This is a genomic window from Leifsonia sp. 1010 (assembly GCF_031455295.1).
Classification (GTDB): domain Bacteria; phylum Actinomycetota; class Actinomycetes; order Actinomycetales; family Microbacteriaceae; genus Leifsonia.
This window is the reverse complement of the sequence record NZ_JAVDSL010000003.1, coordinates 273816-289953: the sequence shown is the minus strand read 5'-3', so window position 1 is coordinate 289953 and position 16138 is coordinate 273816. Positions and strand designations below refer to the sequence as shown.

At 69.0% G+C, this 16138-nt stretch carries 13 protein-coding genes; 8 read left to right on the top strand and 5 right to left on the bottom strand.

What is annotated here, in order from left to right; translation table 11 throughout:
- The first annotated feature begins 54 nt into the window (after positions 1-54).
- The 3 genes from dxs (at position 55) to J2Y42_RS14950 (ending at position 3581) form a co-directional block, all read left to right on the top strand.
- Complete coding sequence (gene dxs, locus J2Y42_RS14960; protein WP_309860097.1) at positions 55-2013, top strand: 1-deoxy-D-xylulose-5-phosphate synthase; 1959 nt, start codon at positions 55-57, stop codon at positions 2011-2013.
- A gap of 189 nt (positions 2014-2202) precedes the next feature.
- Positions 2203-2604 (top strand): MerR family transcriptional regulator, encoded by a 402-nt coding sequence (locus J2Y42_RS14955; RefSeq protein ID WP_309860095.1) that lies wholly within the window; start codon positions 2203-2205, stop codon positions 2602-2604.
- Entirely contained in the window at positions 2601-3581 is a 981-nt protein-coding gene (locus J2Y42_RS14950) for an aldo/keto reductase (RefSeq protein ID WP_309860093.1), read from the top strand. Before J2Y42_RS14955 ends, J2Y42_RS14950 begins: the two co-directional genes overlap by 4 nt.
- Positions 3582-3672: 91 nt before the next feature.
- On the opposite strand, the gene J2Y42_RS14945 is transcribed toward J2Y42_RS14950, so the two are convergent.
- The 4 genes from J2Y42_RS14945 to J2Y42_RS14930 form a co-directional block, all read right to left on the bottom strand.
- The gene (locus J2Y42_RS14945; RefSeq protein ID WP_309860091.1) at positions 3673-5811 is read right to left on the bottom strand and encodes a 3-hydroxyacyl-CoA dehydrogenase NAD-binding domain-containing protein; all 2139 of its coding nucleotides are present in this window, start codon (positions 5809-5811) and stop codon (positions 3673-3675) included.
- Positions 5812-5818: 7 nt separating this feature from the next.
- Positions 5819-7006 carry a thiolase family protein gene (locus tag J2Y42_RS14940; RefSeq protein ID WP_396427160.1) on the bottom strand — a complete coding sequence of 396 codons (1188 nt, stop codon included), beginning with the start codon at positions 7004-7006 and terminating at the stop codon, positions 5819-5821.
- 94 nt (positions 7007-7100) lie between these two features.
- Positions 7101-8297, bottom strand: a complete 1197-nt coding sequence (locus J2Y42_RS14935) for an HRDC domain-containing protein (protein WP_309860087.1) — start codon at positions 8295-8297, stop codon at positions 7101-7103.
- On the bottom strand, positions 8290-8901 hold the full coding sequence (locus J2Y42_RS14930) for a DUF3000 domain-containing protein (RefSeq protein WP_309860085.1): 612 nt from the start codon (positions 8899-8901) through the stop codon (positions 8290-8292). The genes J2Y42_RS14935 and J2Y42_RS14930 overlap by 8 nt, the downstream gene beginning before the upstream one ends.
- A gap of 100 nt (positions 8902-9001) precedes the next feature.
- Between J2Y42_RS14930 and J2Y42_RS14925 the strand changes: the two genes are divergently transcribed.
- Positions 9002-10225, top strand: a complete 1224-nt coding sequence (locus J2Y42_RS14925) for an alpha/beta fold hydrolase (protein WP_309860083.1) — start codon at positions 9002-9004, stop codon at positions 10223-10225.
- On the opposite strand, the gene zapE is transcribed toward J2Y42_RS14925, so the two are convergent.
- Positions 10222-11274 (bottom strand): cell division protein ZapE, encoded by a 1053-nt coding sequence (gene zapE / locus J2Y42_RS14920; RefSeq protein ID WP_018191275.1) that lies wholly within the window; start codon positions 11272-11274, stop codon positions 10222-10224. The genes J2Y42_RS14925 and zapE overlap by 4 nt on opposite strands.
- A 138-nt stretch (positions 11275-11412) precedes the next feature.
- On the opposite strand from zapE, the gene J2Y42_RS14915 reads away from it, so the two are divergent.
- The 4 genes from J2Y42_RS14915 to J2Y42_RS14900 all read left to right on the top strand — a co-directional run bounded on the left by J2Y42_RS14915 (position 11413) and on the right by J2Y42_RS14900 (position 15878).
- On the top strand, positions 11413-12312 hold the full coding sequence (locus J2Y42_RS14915; protein WP_309860080.1) for a sulfurtransferase: 900 nt from the start codon (positions 11413-11415) through the stop codon (positions 12310-12312).
- A 34-nt stretch (positions 12313-12346) separates the two neighbouring features.
- Positions 12347-12781 (top strand): SufE family protein, encoded by a 435-nt coding sequence (locus tag J2Y42_RS14910; RefSeq protein ID WP_309860078.1) that lies wholly within the window; start codon positions 12347-12349, stop codon positions 12779-12781.
- Positions 12782-13296: 515 nt separating this feature from the next.
- A complete protein-coding gene (locus J2Y42_RS14905) occupies positions 13297-15210 on the top strand; it encodes an alpha/beta hydrolase (protein WP_309860076.1) in 1914 nt (637 codons plus the stop codon).
- A gap of 89 nt (positions 15211-15299) precedes the next feature.
- Positions 15300-15878 carry a hypothetical protein gene (locus tag J2Y42_RS14900; protein ID WP_309860074.1) on the top strand — a complete coding sequence of 193 codons (579 nt, stop codon included), beginning with the start codon at positions 15300-15302 and terminating at the stop codon, positions 15876-15878.
- The last annotated feature ends 260 nt before the right edge of the window (positions 15879-16138 follow it).

The following is a 16138-nucleotide window of genomic DNA, read 5'->3' as shown; positions in this document are numbered from 1 at the left end:
TCGAACGGCAGCTTCCGAGCCTCTCTTCACGATGGCGCGCCTAGACTCGAAACCATGGGAATCCTCGAGACCATCCACGGTCCCCGCGACCTCGACCGGCTGACCGAGCGGGAGCTCGTCCAGCTCGCCGCCGAGGTGCGCGCGTTCCTGGTGGCGAACGTGGCGAAGACCGGCGGGCACCTCGGACCGAACCTCGGTGTCGTCGAGACGACCATCGCCATCCACCGCGTCTTCGACTCCCCGCGCGACGCCGTCGTGTTCGACACCGGACACCAGTCGTACGTGCACAAGCTGCTCACCGGCCGTCAGGACTTCTCGCAGCTGCGGCAGCGCGGCGGGATGGCGGGCTACCCGCAGCGATCCGAGTCCGAGCACGACATCGTCGAGAGCTCGCACGCCTCCTCGTCGCTGTCGTGGGCGGACGGCATCTCCCGGGCGTTCGAGCTGACCGGCCAGCAGGACCGGCACGTCGTGGCCGTCGTCGGCGACGGCGCGCTCACCGGCGGGATGACGTGGGAGGCCCTCAACAACATCTCGGACGACAACAACCGCAAGCTGATCATCGTCGTCAACGACAACGGGCGCTCCTACGCGCCGACGATCGGCGGCATGGCGCGGTTCCTCAACACGGTGCGGACCCGCAAGAGCTACCGCAACCTGTACCTCACCTCCCGCAAGGCGTTCGACAAGCTCGGCACGCCCGGGCGTTCGTTCTACCGCGGCGTGCGCGGCGGCCTCCACGGGTTCCTGAGCCGCTTCTCGAACAATGAGGCGCTGTACTCGAACCTCGACATCAAGTACATCGGGCCCATCCACGGCCACGACATCGAGGCGATGGAGGAGGCGCTGCGCCAGGCGAAGAACTACGGCGCGCCCGTCATCGTCCACGCCATCACGCAGAAGGGCCGCGGGTACGAGCCGGCGCTGCGCGACGCGGCCGACCAGTTCCACTCGGTCGGCCAGATCGACCCGGAGACGGGCGAGCCGATGGCAGGGTCCAGCAAGACGGGTTGGACGGATGTGTTCGCCGACGAGATCGTCCGGCTGGCCGAGAAGGACCCGAAGATCGTCGGCATCACCGCCGCGATGCTGCGTCCCACCGGGCTGCACAAGTTCGCCGAGCGGTTCCCTGAGCGCGTCCACGATGTCGGGATCGCGGAGCAGCACGCGGCGACCAGCGCCGCCGGCCTCGCGTTCGGCGGGCTGCATCCCGTCGTCGCCATCTACGCCACGTTCATGAACCGCGCGTTCGACCAGGTGCTGATGGATGTGGGCCTCCACAAAGCGGGCGTCACCTTCGTGCTCGACCGTGCCGGTGTGACCGGTCCGGACGGGCCGAGCCACCACGGGATCTGGGACCTCGCGATCCTGCAGGTCGTCCCCAACATCCGGCTGGCCGCTCCGCGCGACGGCACGCGGTTCCGGGAGGAGCTGGGGGAGGCCGTGGCCGTGGATGACGCCCCGACCGTCCTGCGCTTCCCGAAGGGCTCCGTGCAGCCCGACATCGAGGCGCTCCGACGGCTCGACGACGGCGTGGACGTGCTGCGCGAGGGCGACCGGAAGGACGTCCTGCTGGTCACCGTCGGACCGATGGCCGACCTCGGGCTGAAGGTAGCCGACCGGCTGGCAGCGCAGGGGATCGGCGCGACCGTGGTCGACCCGCGCTGGGTCGTCCCGGTGCCGAAGAGCATCCTCGCCCTCGCGGCGGAGCACCGGATCGTCGTCACGATCGAAGACGGCATCCGTGTCGGCGGCATCGGTACGCGCGTCCGGCAGGACCTCCGGGAGGCGGGCATCGACACGGCCGTGGACGAGCTGGGCCTGCCGGACGCCTTCATCGACCACGCGTCGCGCGACCAGATCCTTGAGGACGCCGGGCTCACCCCGCAGAAGATCGCGCGCGACCTGGTCGCCCAGGTGCTCGGCAGCCGCGTCCCGATCGCGCGCCCGCTGCCCGACGACGACTCCGCCGGCGACGCCGCCACCGCCCCCGCCAAAAAGCGCCGCGCCTAGCCCGCCCCTCCCGTCCCTGACCCGCGCGCCCGCCTCCCCGCGCGCCCGCCTCCCCGCGCGCCCGCCCTCCCGCGAGAGATTTGCGCCAAATCTCGGTTATAGCCGCCGCATAACCACGATTTGGCGCAAATCTTCGGAGTGGGTGGGATCGGTTGACTTGGAGTGCGCTCAAAGTTCTACTGTGGCGATATGACCGACACACGGACGGCGATGTCGATCTCCGACGTCGCCGAGCGGACCGGGCTCACCACCCACACCCTGCGCTACTACGAGCGCGAGGGACTGATGCTGACCCCGGTCGGGCGCGCATCCTCCACCCATCGGCGCTACACCGAGGCGGACGTCACCTGGGTGACGTTCCTCACGAAGCTGCGCTCGACGGCCATGCCGATCGCGACGATGCGCCAGTACGTGGTGCTCGCCCGCGGCGGCGACGGCACGCAGGCGGATCGGCTGGAGCTGCTGCTCCTGCACCGGATGGCCGTCGTGCGGCAACTGGAGGAGATGACGGCGAGTCTGGCGGCCATCGACTACAAGATCGACCTGTACCGGCAGAGCGTCGGCCAGGTCACGGAAGGGAACGACGCATGAAGACGATCGCATTGGGAACCGAGAAGCTGGAGGTCTCGCAGCTGGGACTCGGCTGCATGGGGATGTCCGCGTTCTACACCGGGGCGGGCGCCGACGAGGCCGGCTCGATCCGCACCATCCACCGGGCGATGGACCTGGGTGTGACGTTCTTCGACACCGCCGAGATGTACGGCCCGTACAAGAACGAGGAGCTGCTCGCGAAGGCGTTCGCCGACGGGCGCCGCGACCGCGTCGTCATCGCCACGAAGTTCGGCACCATCAAGCACCGCCAGAACGACGAGCGCGGGATGGACGGCTCGGCCGAGAACGTGCGGCTGTCGGTCGAAGGCTCGCTGCGCCGGCTGCAGACCGACCACATCGACCTGTACTACCAGCACCGGATGGACCCGGACACGCCCATCGAGGAGACCGTCGGGGCGCTGAAGGAGCTGATCGAGGAGGGCAAGATCCGCCACTACGGGCTGTCGGAGGCGGCGCCCGCGACCATCCGCCGCGCCAACGCCGTGCACCCCGTCACCGCCATCCAGACCGAGTACTCGCTGTGGACGCGCGACCCGGAGGCCGAGGTGCTGCCGACGGTCCGCGAGCTCGGGATCGGCTTCGTGCCGTACTCGCCGCTCGGCCGCGGCTTCCTCACCGGCACGATCCGGTCGCTCGACCAGCTGTCGGACGACGACTTCCGCCGGTTCAACCCGCGTTTCGAGGGCGACAACCTGGAGTCGAACATCCGGATCGTGGAGCAGGTCGACGAGGTCGCGCGGGAGCTGCGCGCCAAGCCCGGCCAGGTGGCCCTGGCGTGGCTGTTGGCGAAGGGCGACGACATCGCGCCGATCCCGGGCACCACCAAGGTGGAGAACCTGGAGCAGAACGTCGCCGCCGCCGACCTGCACCTGAGCGACGAGCAGATCGCCCGCCTGGATGAAGTGGCCGCCCCCGTGGGCGACCGCTACCCGGACATGTCGACGGTCAACCGCTGACCCATCCCGCTGCATGACACAACAGGCTGCCTGACGCGACACGCCGTCCGCCACATCAGGCGGACGGCGTGTTGCGTCAACTCGGCGCTGCTTAGGCGACGCCCTTGACCGGCGGGTGGTGGAACGTGTCCCCGAACACCCGCTCGGAGGCTCCGACGCGATCCAGGTAGGGGGTGATGCCGCCCATCTGGAACGGGAAGCCCGCGCCGAGGATCATGCACAGGTCAATGTCCTCCGGCGCCTCGACCACGTGGTCGTCGGCGAGCATGCGGTGGATCTCGTCGGCGAGGCCGTCTTCGAGGGTCCGCAGGATCTGCTCCTTCGTCCACGGGTTCGTACCGCCGGAGACGATCTTCGCCGCGCCCTTGTCGAGGCCCTTCACCTTGCCCTTGGCGTCCTTCTCCAGCAGCGTGCCGTACTCGGCCAGCTTGTGGAGGTTCTCCGACCGGTAGAACCGGTCCGGGAACGCCGCGTGGTGGGTGTCGAGCACGTGCGCGCCGACCTTGAGCCCGACCAGGTCGAGCAGGGCGGACGGCGCCATCGGCAGGCCGAGCGGCGCGATGGCCTCGTCGACGACGTCGAACGGCGTCCCGTCGTCGACCGCGTGCATCGCGTCGCCGAGAATCTTCGCGAGGATGCGGTTCACGACGAAGCCGGGGGTGTCGGCCGTGATCACCGCGTTCTTCTTGAGCGCTGCGGCCGTCACCATCGCGGTGGACAGCGTGGCTTCATCCGTGAGCGGTGTGTTCACGACCTCGATCAGCGGCATGACCGCGACCGGGGTGAAGAAGTGGAAGCCCACCAGGCGCTCGGGATGCTTCAGCTTGGCGCCGATCTGCTCCACCGACAGGGAGGACGTGTTCGTCGCGAGCACCGCCTCGTCGGAGATGAACTGCTCCACCTGCTCGAACACATCCTGCTTCACGCCGAGCTCCTCGAACACCGCCTCGATGACCCAGTCGCAGTCGGCGAAGTCGGCCTTGTCGGTGGTGCCGGTGACCAGCGCGCGCAGGCGGTTGGACTCATCGGGGGAGATGCGGCCCTTCTCCTGCAGTTTGCCGATCTCGTCGTGGATGTAGGCGACGCCCTTGTCGACGTGCGCCTGGTCGAGGTCCGTGATGACCACGGGCACCCGGAGGCGGCGGACGAAGAGCAGCGCGAACTGGCTGGCCATGTAGCCGGCGCCGATGACGCCGATCTTGGTGACCTTCTTCGCGAGCTTCTTGTCGGGGGCGCCGGCCGGGCGCTTCGCGCGCTTCTGAACCAGGTTGAACGCGTAGATGCTCGCCTGGAACTGGTCGCCGGCGATGAGCTCCGCGAGCGCGTCGTCCTCGAGGGCGAACCCGGCCTCGCGGTCGTTCGACTTCGCGGCCTTGAGGAGGTCGAGCGCCTTGTACGGGGACTTCGGGACGGTGCCGATGCGCGACTCGAGCATCTTTCGTGCGATGCCGATGGCGGCATCCCACTTCACCATCCGCTCGATCTTGCCCGGCTCGTTCGGACGCTTGACGACGACCTCGCCGGTGAGCACCTTGTCGGCCCAGCGCAGCGAGTCCTCGAGGAAGTTGGCCGAGTCGAAGATCGCGTCCGCGATGCCGAGGTCGAACACCTCCTGCGGCTTCAGCATCCGGTTCTGCTTCAGCGGGTTCTCGACGACCACCTTGAGGGCGTTCTCGATGCCGATCAGGTTCGGCAGGATGGTCGCGCCGCCCCAGCCGGGGATGAGGCCGAGGAAGACCTCGGGCAGGGCGAAGGCGGCTGCGTTGCGGTCGATGGTGCGATAGTCGGCGTTGAGGCCGATCTCCACACCGCCGCCCAGCGCCAGGCCGTTCGTGAAGACGAACGACGGAACGCCGAAGGTCGCCTGCTTGCCGAGGACGTAGTGACCCAGCTGCGGGAGCAGCTTCGCCACCTCCACGCTCGGGATGGCATCCACGCGGCTGAGGTCGGCTCCGGCGGCGAGGATGAACGGCTTGCCGGTGACGGCGACCGCGTCGATCTCACCGCGCTTCGCGCGCTCGGTCAGCTCGTCGAAGGTCTTCCCGAGCTCCAGCAGCGTTGCCGGTCCCATGGTGTTGGGGCGGGTGTGGTCGCGGCCGTTGTCGAGGGTGACCAGGGCGAGGGTCTTGCCGCTGGGGAGCGGCACATCCCGGACGAACGAGTGGGTGACGACCTCGTCGTCGGTGAGGTCGGCGAGGGGGGAGAAGTCGATCTTGCTGTAGTCGGTCACGTGCGTGTCAGCCCTTCCGTGCGGCGCGCTTGTCGTAGTTCGGGTTCTCCCAGATGACGGTGCCGCCCTGGCCGAGGCCGACGCACATCGCGGTGATGCCGTAGCGCACCTCCGGGTGCTCCTCGAACTGACGGGCCAGCTGGATCATCAGGCGGACGCCGCTCGCGGCGAGCGGGTGACCGATCGCGATCGCGCCGCCCCACTGGTTGACCCGCGGGTCGTCGTCGTCGATGCCGAAGTGGTCGAGGAACGACAGCACCTGGATGGCGAACGCCTCGTTCAGCTCGAACAGCCCGATGTCGTCGATGCTGAGGCCGGCCTTGCGCAGCGCCTTCTCGGTCGACGGGACGGGGCCGAGGCCCATGATCTCCGGCTCGACGCCCGCGAACGCGAAGCTCACCATGCGCATCTTCGGGGTGAGCCCGAGCTCCTTCACCGCGTCGGTGGACGCGAGGAGGGAGGCGGTGGCGCCGTCGGTCAGCGGCGACGAGTTGCCCGCGGTGACCCGGCCGTGCGGCCGGAACGGGGTCTTGAGCGTGGCGAGGCCCTCCATCGTGGTCTGGGGACGCATGCCCTCGTCCTGCGTGGCGAGGCCCCAGCCGGACTCCGAGCGGATCGCGACCGGCACGAGGTCCGGCTGGATCTTGCCCGCGTCGTACGCGGCGGCCAGCTTGTGCTGGCTGCGCATGGCGAAGCGGTCGGAGCGCTCCTTGGTGAGCGCCGGGAACCGGTCGTGGATGCGCTCGGCGGTCATGCCCATGTTGAGGGCGTCCTCCGCGACCATCTTCTCGGAGAGGAAGCGCGGGTTCGGGTCGGCCCCGAAGCCCATCGGGTGACGGCCCATGTGCTCGACGCCGCCCGCGATCACCAGGTCGTAGGCGCCGAACGCGATGCCGGAGCCCAGGGTGGTGACGCTGGTCATGGCGCCCGCGCACATCCGGTCGATCGCGAATCCGGGGACCGACTTCGGCAGTCCGGCGAGGAGGGCGGCGGTGCGTCCGAGGGTGAGGCCCTGGTCGCCCTGCTGCGTCGTCGCGGCGATCGCCACGTCGTCGATCCGGTCCTTGGGCACCTGGGGGTTCCGCTCCAGGAGTCCGATCATCGCCTTCACGACGAGGTCGTCCGCGCGGGTGTTCCAGTACTGCCCTTTTTCGCCGGCCCGTCCGAACGGAGTACGGACTCCGTCGACGAACACGACATCGTTCCTATCGGCCACAGTGCCTCCCAAATCAAGGTCGGAAACGATCCTAGGTACACCGCTGTGCACGAAAAGAATCGTTTGATCCTTCCTACGAAGCGGGCTCGGACCCCTCGTCGGCGCTTTGGCTGCCATCTACAAATGCCTGGGCGATCACCTGTGAGGTTGCGGCAACCTGCCACGGGCGTGCGCCGTGCGCCGCGAGGGCCTCGCCGACGCTCTCGGGGGTGATCTCGGCGGGCGGAGCCCAGGCGACACGGCGCAGGGTGTCGGGAGTGAGCAGGTTCTCCAGGGGGATGCTGCGCTCGTCCGAGACCGCCGTCAGCGCCGTGCGTGCGGCCTTCAGCCGGGCGTCGGCGTCCGGGTTGCGGTCGGACCACGCCCGCGGCGGGGGCAGTGTGTCGCCGTTGCCGCGCAGCACGGGGAGGTCGTCGGTGGTGCGCCCCGCCTCGATGGCCGCCCACCAGCGGTCGATCTCGGTGCGGCTGGCACGGCCGGTGAACTCCCGCATCGCCGCGAGGGCGCGCTTCGACTCCGGCATCGCCTTGGCGGCGGCGGTCAGCGAGGCGTCCGGCACCAGGCGGCCGGGCGCGGTGTCGATCTCGCGGGCGAGCGCATCCCGCGCCTGCCACAATTCGCGCGCGACGGCGAGGTTGCGGATGCCGCGGATCGAGTGGATGCCCGACAGTCGCCGCCACGGCTCGTTGCGCACGGGCACGAGGTCGCGGACCAGCTCGTCGGCGAACTCCTGGTGCGCGATGTCGGTCTTGCCCGCCTCGTCGAGGAGCGCCGCGATGGCATCCCGCAGGTCGGGCAGCAGCTGCACGTCGAGGGCGGCGTAGTCGAGCCACGGCTGGGGGAGCGGACGCGTCGACCAGTCGGCCGCGCTGTGCTCCTTCGCCAAGTGGATGCCGAGCAGCTCCTCGACGACCGTCCCGAGCCCGACGCGCGGCATCCCGAGCAGACGTGCGGCGAGTTCCGTGTCGAAGACGATCGACGGGTCGAGGCCCACCTCGCGGAGGCAGGTGAGGTCCTGCGTCGCCGCGTGCAGCACCCACTCGTCGTCGTGGATGGCGTCGTTCAGCTCGTCGAACCGTCCGACCGCCGGCGGGTCGAAGAGGAAGGTGCCCGCTTCGCGCCGGAAGACCTGGATGAGGTAGGCCCTCTGTGAATACCGGAAGCCGCTCGCACGCTCGGCGTCGACGGCGACCGGGCCGGTTCCCGCGGCGATGCGCTCGACCGCCGCCAGGTAGTCGGCACGGGTCTCGATGACCGTGTATTCAGCCACGCGGCGCCTTCCTGGGCGTGGCCGCCCGGGCGCTGAGCAGGCTCACCCCCTCGCCGGTCGGGGGGAGGCCGGCGAGCATGCAGAGCAGCTCGCCCCATCCCTCGACGTGGGCGGAGACGTCCGCCTCGAGCGGGCTCCACGAGGCGCGCAGCTCGATCTGGGAGCCGTCGCCCTGGGCGGCCAGCTCGCCGAAACCGGTGGAGATGATCTTGGTGGCGGTTCCGCTCGCGGCCGTGTAGTGCGCGTGGCGCGCATCCAGCGCATCCACCAGCCACGACCAGGCGACATCGGCGAGGAACGGGTCGAGCCCGATGTCGGTCTCGAGCGGCGCCTGCGCGAAGCAGACGATGCGGAACGGGCCGCCCCACGCCTCCGGCTCGTCGGGGTCGTAGAGCAGGATGAAACGGCCGGTGCCGAGGTCCGAGTCGCTTCCGTGCCGTGCGGGCCGGACGTCGGCCGCGAGCGCGACGGAGTACGGCGCCAGCTGCGCGGGCGCGGGGATCTCCTCGATCACGAGCTCCGGACGCGACACTGCGGTGCGGATGGACTGCAGCGCCGTGGCGAACTCCGCCGGGTGCTGCGGTGGGGATGTCGGTGTCGGCACGCTTCGAACACTAGAAGCCTTTCGCGTCCGGCGGCAGTAAGGCACGCCGCCTGGGGAACTCCTGAGTCCGCGTGCAGGCCGCCGCCGGTACGCTGCCGTTATGGCGGCAGGCGGCTCGGATTCGGCGTGGGGCAAGGCACTCGGAACGGCGGCGTTCGTCGCGGGAGGGCTGGTGGTCGGCACCGCCCTGATCGCCGGATGGGCGACGGCCCGCGTCGCGCGCACCGTGATCACGCCGGTGCGGCGCCGGCCGCAGAACCAGACCATCCGCTCGTTCGACGAGAGCGTCGGGACGGTGACCCTGCGGGAGACTCCGGACGCGACCATGCCCGGGCGCCTCGGCCTCTGGTGGGGCGGCGACACCGGCTACGCCAAGCTCGGCGGGCTCATCGAGCGTGCTGACGGCTCGGTGACGCGCGAACTGGAGCGCGTGGAGTTCGGCGAGCTGCGTGCGGGACGCTCGCGCATCAGCGGCTACTACTACCTCCAGCCCGGCGAGCTCGGGCTGCCGGTCACCTCCGTCGAGATCTCGACCGAGCTCGGCGAGGCGCCTGCCTGGGTGTTCCCGGCTCCGGAAGACGCAGGCGACGAGCGCTGGGTCATCCAGGTGCACGGCTGGGGCGCCAGCCGCCAGGAGGGCCTCCGGGCCGTGCAGGTGTTCCACGACGCCGACTTCACCTGCCTGCTCGCCTCCTACCGCAACGACGGGGATGCGCCCGAGAGCGCCGACCGCCGCTACGGTCTGGGCGGGACGGAGTGGCGCGACATCGAGGCCGCGATCGACTACGCGGTGTCGCAGGGTGCGCGATCCGTCGTCCTCATGGGCTGGTCGATGGGCGGCGCCGTTGTGCTCCAGACGATCACCCGGTCGCCGTCGGCGCAGCACGTCGCCGGCATCGTGCTCGAGTCTCCCGTCATCGACTGGATCGACACCCTCGGCTACCAGGGCAACCTCCTGCACCTCCCGGACATGATGACCCGCGCTGCCATGCGCCTCATCGAGTCGGAATGGAGCGGCCCGATCACGGGTCAGGGCGCGCCGATCGACCTCCGCAGCATGGACTTCGTCGCCCGGGCCTCCGAGCTCAGCCTGCCGATGCTCATCCTGCACAGCGACGACGACGGGTTCGTGCCGTCCACCGGGTCGCGTGCGCTCGCCGAGGCGCGGAGCGACATCGTCACGCTCGTGCCGTTCGACGTCGCGCTCCACACCAAGCTGTGGAACTACGACGAGGCCAAGTGGACGGGCGCCATCGCCGAGTGGCTGGGCGCGAACATCCCGGCCGAGGCTCCCGCCGCCGCTACCGCATCCAGCGCTGACTAGTCGTGCGGTGGTAGCTCGCCCGCGGTGAGGGCGATCATGCGCGAGGTCGAGCGCAGGTACTTCTTGCGGTAGCCGCCGCCGAGCATCTCGTCGTCGAAGACATCGCTGAGCGGAACGCCGGACTGCACGATCGGGATCTCGGCGTCGTACACGCGGTCGATGAACGCGACCAGACGCAGGGCGGCCATCTGGTCGTGCAGCACCTCCACATCCCGGAGGCCGATCACATCCACGCCGTCGATGATCTTGATGTAGCGCGAGGGGTGGACGGTCGCGAGGTGCGCGATGAGGTCCTGGAAGCCGTCGCTCGTCACGGTCTCGCCGCGGCCGGCCAGCGCGGTCACGACGCGCTCGTACTCCGCCGGTTCCACCGTGATGGCGCTGCCGGTGGTGTCGCGGCGGCGGTAGTCGAGGCCGTCGATGCGGACGGTCTGGAAGTTCGACGAGAGCGACTGGATCTCGCGCAGGAAGTCGCTCGCCGCGAACCGGCCCTCGCCGAGCGCGTTCGGCGGGGTGTTGCTCGTGGCGGCGATGCGCGTGCCCGAGGCGACCAGCTCGCCGAGCATCCGGGTCATCATCATCGTGTCGCCCGGGTCGTCGAGCTCGAACTCGTCGATGCAGATCAGGGTGGACCCGCGCAGCAGGTTGACGGCGCCCGCGTAGCCGAGCGCGCCGACGAGCGCGGTGTACTCGATGAACGTGCCGAAGTACTTGGGGCCCGGAGCCTCATGCCAGAGCGCCGCGAGGAGGTGCGTCTTGCCGACGCCGAACCCGCCGTCGAGGTAGACGCCCGGCTTCATCGCCTCCACCTTCTTGCGGCTGCGGCTGAACAGGCCCGCCGGGCGCTGCGGCTCCCACGTCTTCGCGAACAGCTTCAGAGTGGCGACGGCCTCGGACTGCGACGGGTAGTCGTGGTCCGGGCGGTACGAGTCGAACGTCGCGTGCTCGAACTGCGACGGCGGCACCAGGCTCTCGGCGATCTCCGCACCCGTGATCTCGGGGGAGCGGTCGGCGAGACGGGGGAGGGCGCCGGTCTGTTCGAGGGTCATGGCGGGTTCTGCACCTTTGTGTCGAAGTCTTACCGCGGCTGTTCCGAGCCGCTTACGCTGGACGTAGATTCCAGCTTGTCGCAGGCCTCCCAGCCTAGTCCTGCGCCACCGACCGATTCCCTGGAGGGCATCACAGACATGACCATCGAGACCGACCCGTCGCCCGAGTTCGCCGGCTACGCGCACCCCGAGCGCCTCGTGAGCACCGACTGGCTCGCCGCGCACCTGGGCGAACCGGGACTCGTCGTGGTGGAGTCGGATGAGGACGTGCTGCTGTACGACACCGGGCACATCCCCGGGTCGGTCAAGATCGACTGGCACACCGACCTCAACGACCCGGTGGTCCGCGACTATGTGAGCCCGGAGCGCTTCGCCGAGCTGCTCGGATCGAAGGGCATCGCCCGCGACACGACCGTCGTCATCTACGGCGACAAGAACAACTGGTGGGCCGCCTACGCGCTGTGGGTGTTCACGCTGTTCGGGCACGAGGATGTGCGCCTCCTCGACGGCGGCCGCGACAAGTGGATCGCCGAGGGCCGCGAGCTCACCCGCGAGGTGCCGCAGCCGGCCCCGGCTGAATACCCCGTGGTCGAGCGCGACGACACCGTCGTGCGCGCCTTCAAGGACGACGTGCTCGCCCACCTCGGCCAGCCGCTGATCGACGTCCGCTCGCCCGAGGAGTACAGCGGGGAGCGCACCGAGATCCCCGGGTACCCGACCGAGGGCGCCCTGCGCGCCGGGCACATCCCGTCGGCGAAGTCGGTGCCGTGGGCCCGCGCTGCCGCTCCCGACGCCACCTTCAAGCGGCGGGCGGAGCTCGAGGAGGTCTACCTCGACGGCGCTGGGCTGAAGCCGGGCGACGACGTGATCGCGTACTGCCGCATCGGCGAGCGTTCCAGCCACACCTGGTTCGTGCTCACCCACCTGCTCGGGTTCGAGAATGTGAAGAACTACGACGGCTCGTGGACGGAGTGGGGTTCGGCCGTGCGCGTCCCGATCGTCACGGGGTCCGAGCCCGGCGAGGTGCCGACCCGCTGACCGTGCGCGGCGCAATCGGACGTAGCCTTAAGGGATGACCGAACTGACGGGAACCCTCGCCGAGATCCGCGACGACTTCCAGGCGCTGGAGCAGAACGACCGGCTCCAACTGCTCCTGGAGTTCTCCGACGAGCTTCCCGACCTGCCCGAGCGCTACCGCGACCACCCGGACCTCCTGGAGCGCGTCGAGGAGTGCCAGGCGCCGGTCTACATCTTCGTGGAGGTCGACGGCGACGGGATCGTGCACCTCTACGCCACCGCGCCGGCGGAGGCTCCGACGACCCGCGGCTTCGCCTCCATCCTCGTGCAGGGCCTCGCCGGTCTGACCGCCGACGAGGTCCTCGCGGTGCCGGACGACTTCCCGCAGACCCTCGGCCTCACGCAGGCGGTCTCGCCGCTCCGGCTGCGCGGGATGTCAGCCCTCCTCGGCCGCGCCAAGCGGCAGGTGCGCGAGAAGCTCGCCGCCTAGGAGTGTCACTGCGCTCGCCGAGCACATCGGCAGCATCCTTCGCGCCCTCCATGGGGAACCACTGGTCGGTCGCGCGCTCTATTGCGGCCACGATCGGATTCGCGCTCGACCGGAACTGATACGGTCTGCGAGAAATACCGATTGAAATGTTGGAGCGCAGATGGTCAGGGCTGTCGGGGTCGATACGGCCATGTTGAGGGCGGGGGCGGCGTCCTTGGAGGGGGCTGTGATGGGCCGTCGCCCGTCGGCGATGGAGGGGATGGGTTTCGGGTCGCCGGTGGGCTTAGCTGCCGTTGAGCGGTTCGAGTCGTATTGGGTTCCGGGTCAGACGGCCGTCGATGATCTGATCGGGACGTTGGCCGGGGCTCTGGAGCAGGCTGCCGCGTCGTATGAGCGGCGCGATGCCGAAGATGCCCAGAGCCTGACGGGTCGTGGGGGTCAGTTCGTTGGGTTCTAGGGCGGAGGACTGGTCGCCGGTCGGGTTCGAGGCGGATCCGACGCCGGGTGATCGGGAGATGGTGGAGGCGCTGGGCACCCATCTTCGGACGTGGTCGGAGCGGTTGGATCGTCAGGCGGAGGTGTCCCGGAACGTGCTGGACACCCGTCTGGGTGCGGCGTCGTGGTCGGGTTTGGCCGCGGACGTGTTCTCGGACAGGTTGCGTTCGTTGACGGCGTCGGCCTCGGATGCCGCTGCGCGGCATGCTGAGGGGGTTGCGGCGGTGACCCGGTGGTCGGGGTCGATGGGGCTGGCGCAGAGCGACGTGGATCGGGCGTTGCGGGACGCGGAGGACGCGTTGGCGGACCTGGAGCTGGCGCAGGAATCGGTGGCCGCGCTGGGGGTCGAGCATGCCGCCCTGCTGTCGGCGCTGAGTGCGCTGCAGAAGGCATACGCCTCCACCGAGAAGCCGCCGCCAGGCAAGAGCGCACCCTCGGCCGGGGATGTCTCGGTTGCCCGCCGGCGGGAGCAGGAGGCCAGCGCCGACCTCACGACGGCGCGGTTCGCGGTCGAGGACGCGCAGGAGCGGCTGGAGGATGCGAAGCGTCGAGCCCGGGATGCGAAGCGTGAGTATGACGCGGCCGAGAAGGTGTTCGCGGACGCGCTGGATGCTGCGTTGCACGGTGCACTGACGACCGTTGCGAAGCCCGAGCTGCAGGCGTTCGCGTCGATGGTCGGAAAGCTGTCGAAGATCTCACCGACGGCGAGCGTGAACGCCACCCTGATGGACACGCTGAAGAGCCTGACGCCCCAGGAACTGGCCACCCTGGTCGCCGACGACCCGCAGCTCCTGCAGCAGTTCTGGCAGCACCCGCCGTCCCCGGACCAGGTCGCCAAATGGTGGTCGGGCCTCGGGCCCGAGGCGCAGGGTGCGTTTGAGGTGGCCGCGCCGGCGGTTCTGGGCAATCTGGCGGGGTTGCCGTACGCGGTGAGAAACCGCTGCAACCGCTCGGCCTATGAACAGGCGCAGCTGCATCCGGGCAGTTTGACGCCCCAGCAGCGAAAAGTGCTGGCCGCCCTCGGAGATGTGCTTGCCGATTCGTCAGCGTCGCTAGTCTGCTTCAACCTGGGCGCGCCAGTCCCGATGGTCGCCGTCGGATACGGCGATCTCGACACGGCCGACACGGTGACCTGGGCGGCACCCGGCATGCTCTCCGACGCCGCCGACGCGACCAAAGGGTGGTCGCGGTCCGCGAAGAACCTGTACACCCAGCAGAACCTTGTCGACGATCGCACGCATGGGGTTGTGGCCTGGTTGGGATATGACACCCCGGACCTGGTGACGGTGAACAATCCGGCGGCAGCGCAGGACGGTTCATGGCGATTCGCGAACGAGCTGGACGGCACCCACGCCACTCGCGCCGCCAAGCCCGCGTACGTATCGGTGGTGGCGCATTCGTATGGCACGACGATGGCGGCGGATGCGTTGACCCGCACCAAACATCCCGTCGACTCGTTCACGATGCTCGGATCTGCCGGAATCGACACGCAGGTGGTGACGTCGTTGTCGGACCTGCACGTGAAACAAGCAAGTGGTTCTGCTGCCATCTACACGACGGCGGCCGAGTTGGACTATCTTGCTCCCTTCGGGTCGACGGTCGGAGGTCGCGCCGAACCGAACCCGGAAGCGGCCTTCTCTCCGGCAGCCGCCGCCGCGAACGCGGTATTGGCGATGCCGCCAAAAGTCATGGGCGGCGCGCAATCGTTCTCCTCCGAAGGCGCCGTCCTCCCCGGCGGTGACGTGCTGGAACCGACGAAGGGTCATAGTGCGCTTGGCGGGACCCCGGACGAGAACGACCCGAACCTGATGAACGGGACAGCACCCGTCGGCCACGGATACCTCGATCTGAAGACAGAGTCGCTGCACAACGCCGCCTATACGACGATCGGGTTGCCCGGAGAAGTCGTGGGCGGATTAAGGCCCACCGGATGAGCGGTGTCTCAGGATCTCTGGGCTCTGTTGCAAGACGGTCAGCCGTGGTCGCCGTCGCAGTACTAACCGTGTCGTTGTTAGGAGGATGTATGTCTGTTCCCGCTCTGAGTGACCCTGTCCCGCACAGCCCGGACGGTCCGGAGAAGACCATCACGCAATTGCTGACCCAGTGGGAGAACCTCACCAACGCCGCGATCGCGGCCACCGGGCACACCGAGGGCTGGTTCCGCGGCCCGATCCAAGACAAGAAGCCATGGGACCCGGCCGCCGAAGACGTGAGCCTGGCACCGTGCGCCACAACAACGTCGGACGACGCTTCTCAGGTCTCTGCAATTGTTACCCACGTCGCATTCGAGCATGATCCGCATCCCATCGCGGATAAGCTCACGGCGTACTGGGAGAGCCAAGGCTTCACCGTCACCCGAACCATTGACTGGACCTCTCCCTCGGGCAAGACAAGCGTTGAGCTGCGCGCGGAGCGGTCTGACGGGGTCTTTTACGGTCTCACCGCCACGACGGAGCAGGTAGGAATCGATGTACTGACGGAGTGTTCCGCGGATCAATCGATCCATGAGTGGGCCCGTGAGCGATCTCTACGTGACCTGAACGCGCCGTCGCCGTCGCCGTCGGCCAGCACGGAGGTCGACGACCATGGGTGGCCGTGGTGATCTTCGCCGGGCGGGAGTGATCCGCGGCAGGCGGTTGCCTGGTGACGTCGTGAGGAGATGCGGCGTCGCGGTCGCAGTGATCGTGGTGGTATCCCTGTTCGGAGCGTGCGCGTCTGTTCTGCTCTGCGTGATCCTGTCCCGCACAGCGCGAGTGGTCCGGAGAAGACCATTGCGGAGTTATTGATTCAGTGGGCTGGCCTCACGGACGCCGCGATCGCCGCCATCAGGCCCAAGGTCGGCTGCATGGACGACACACCGTT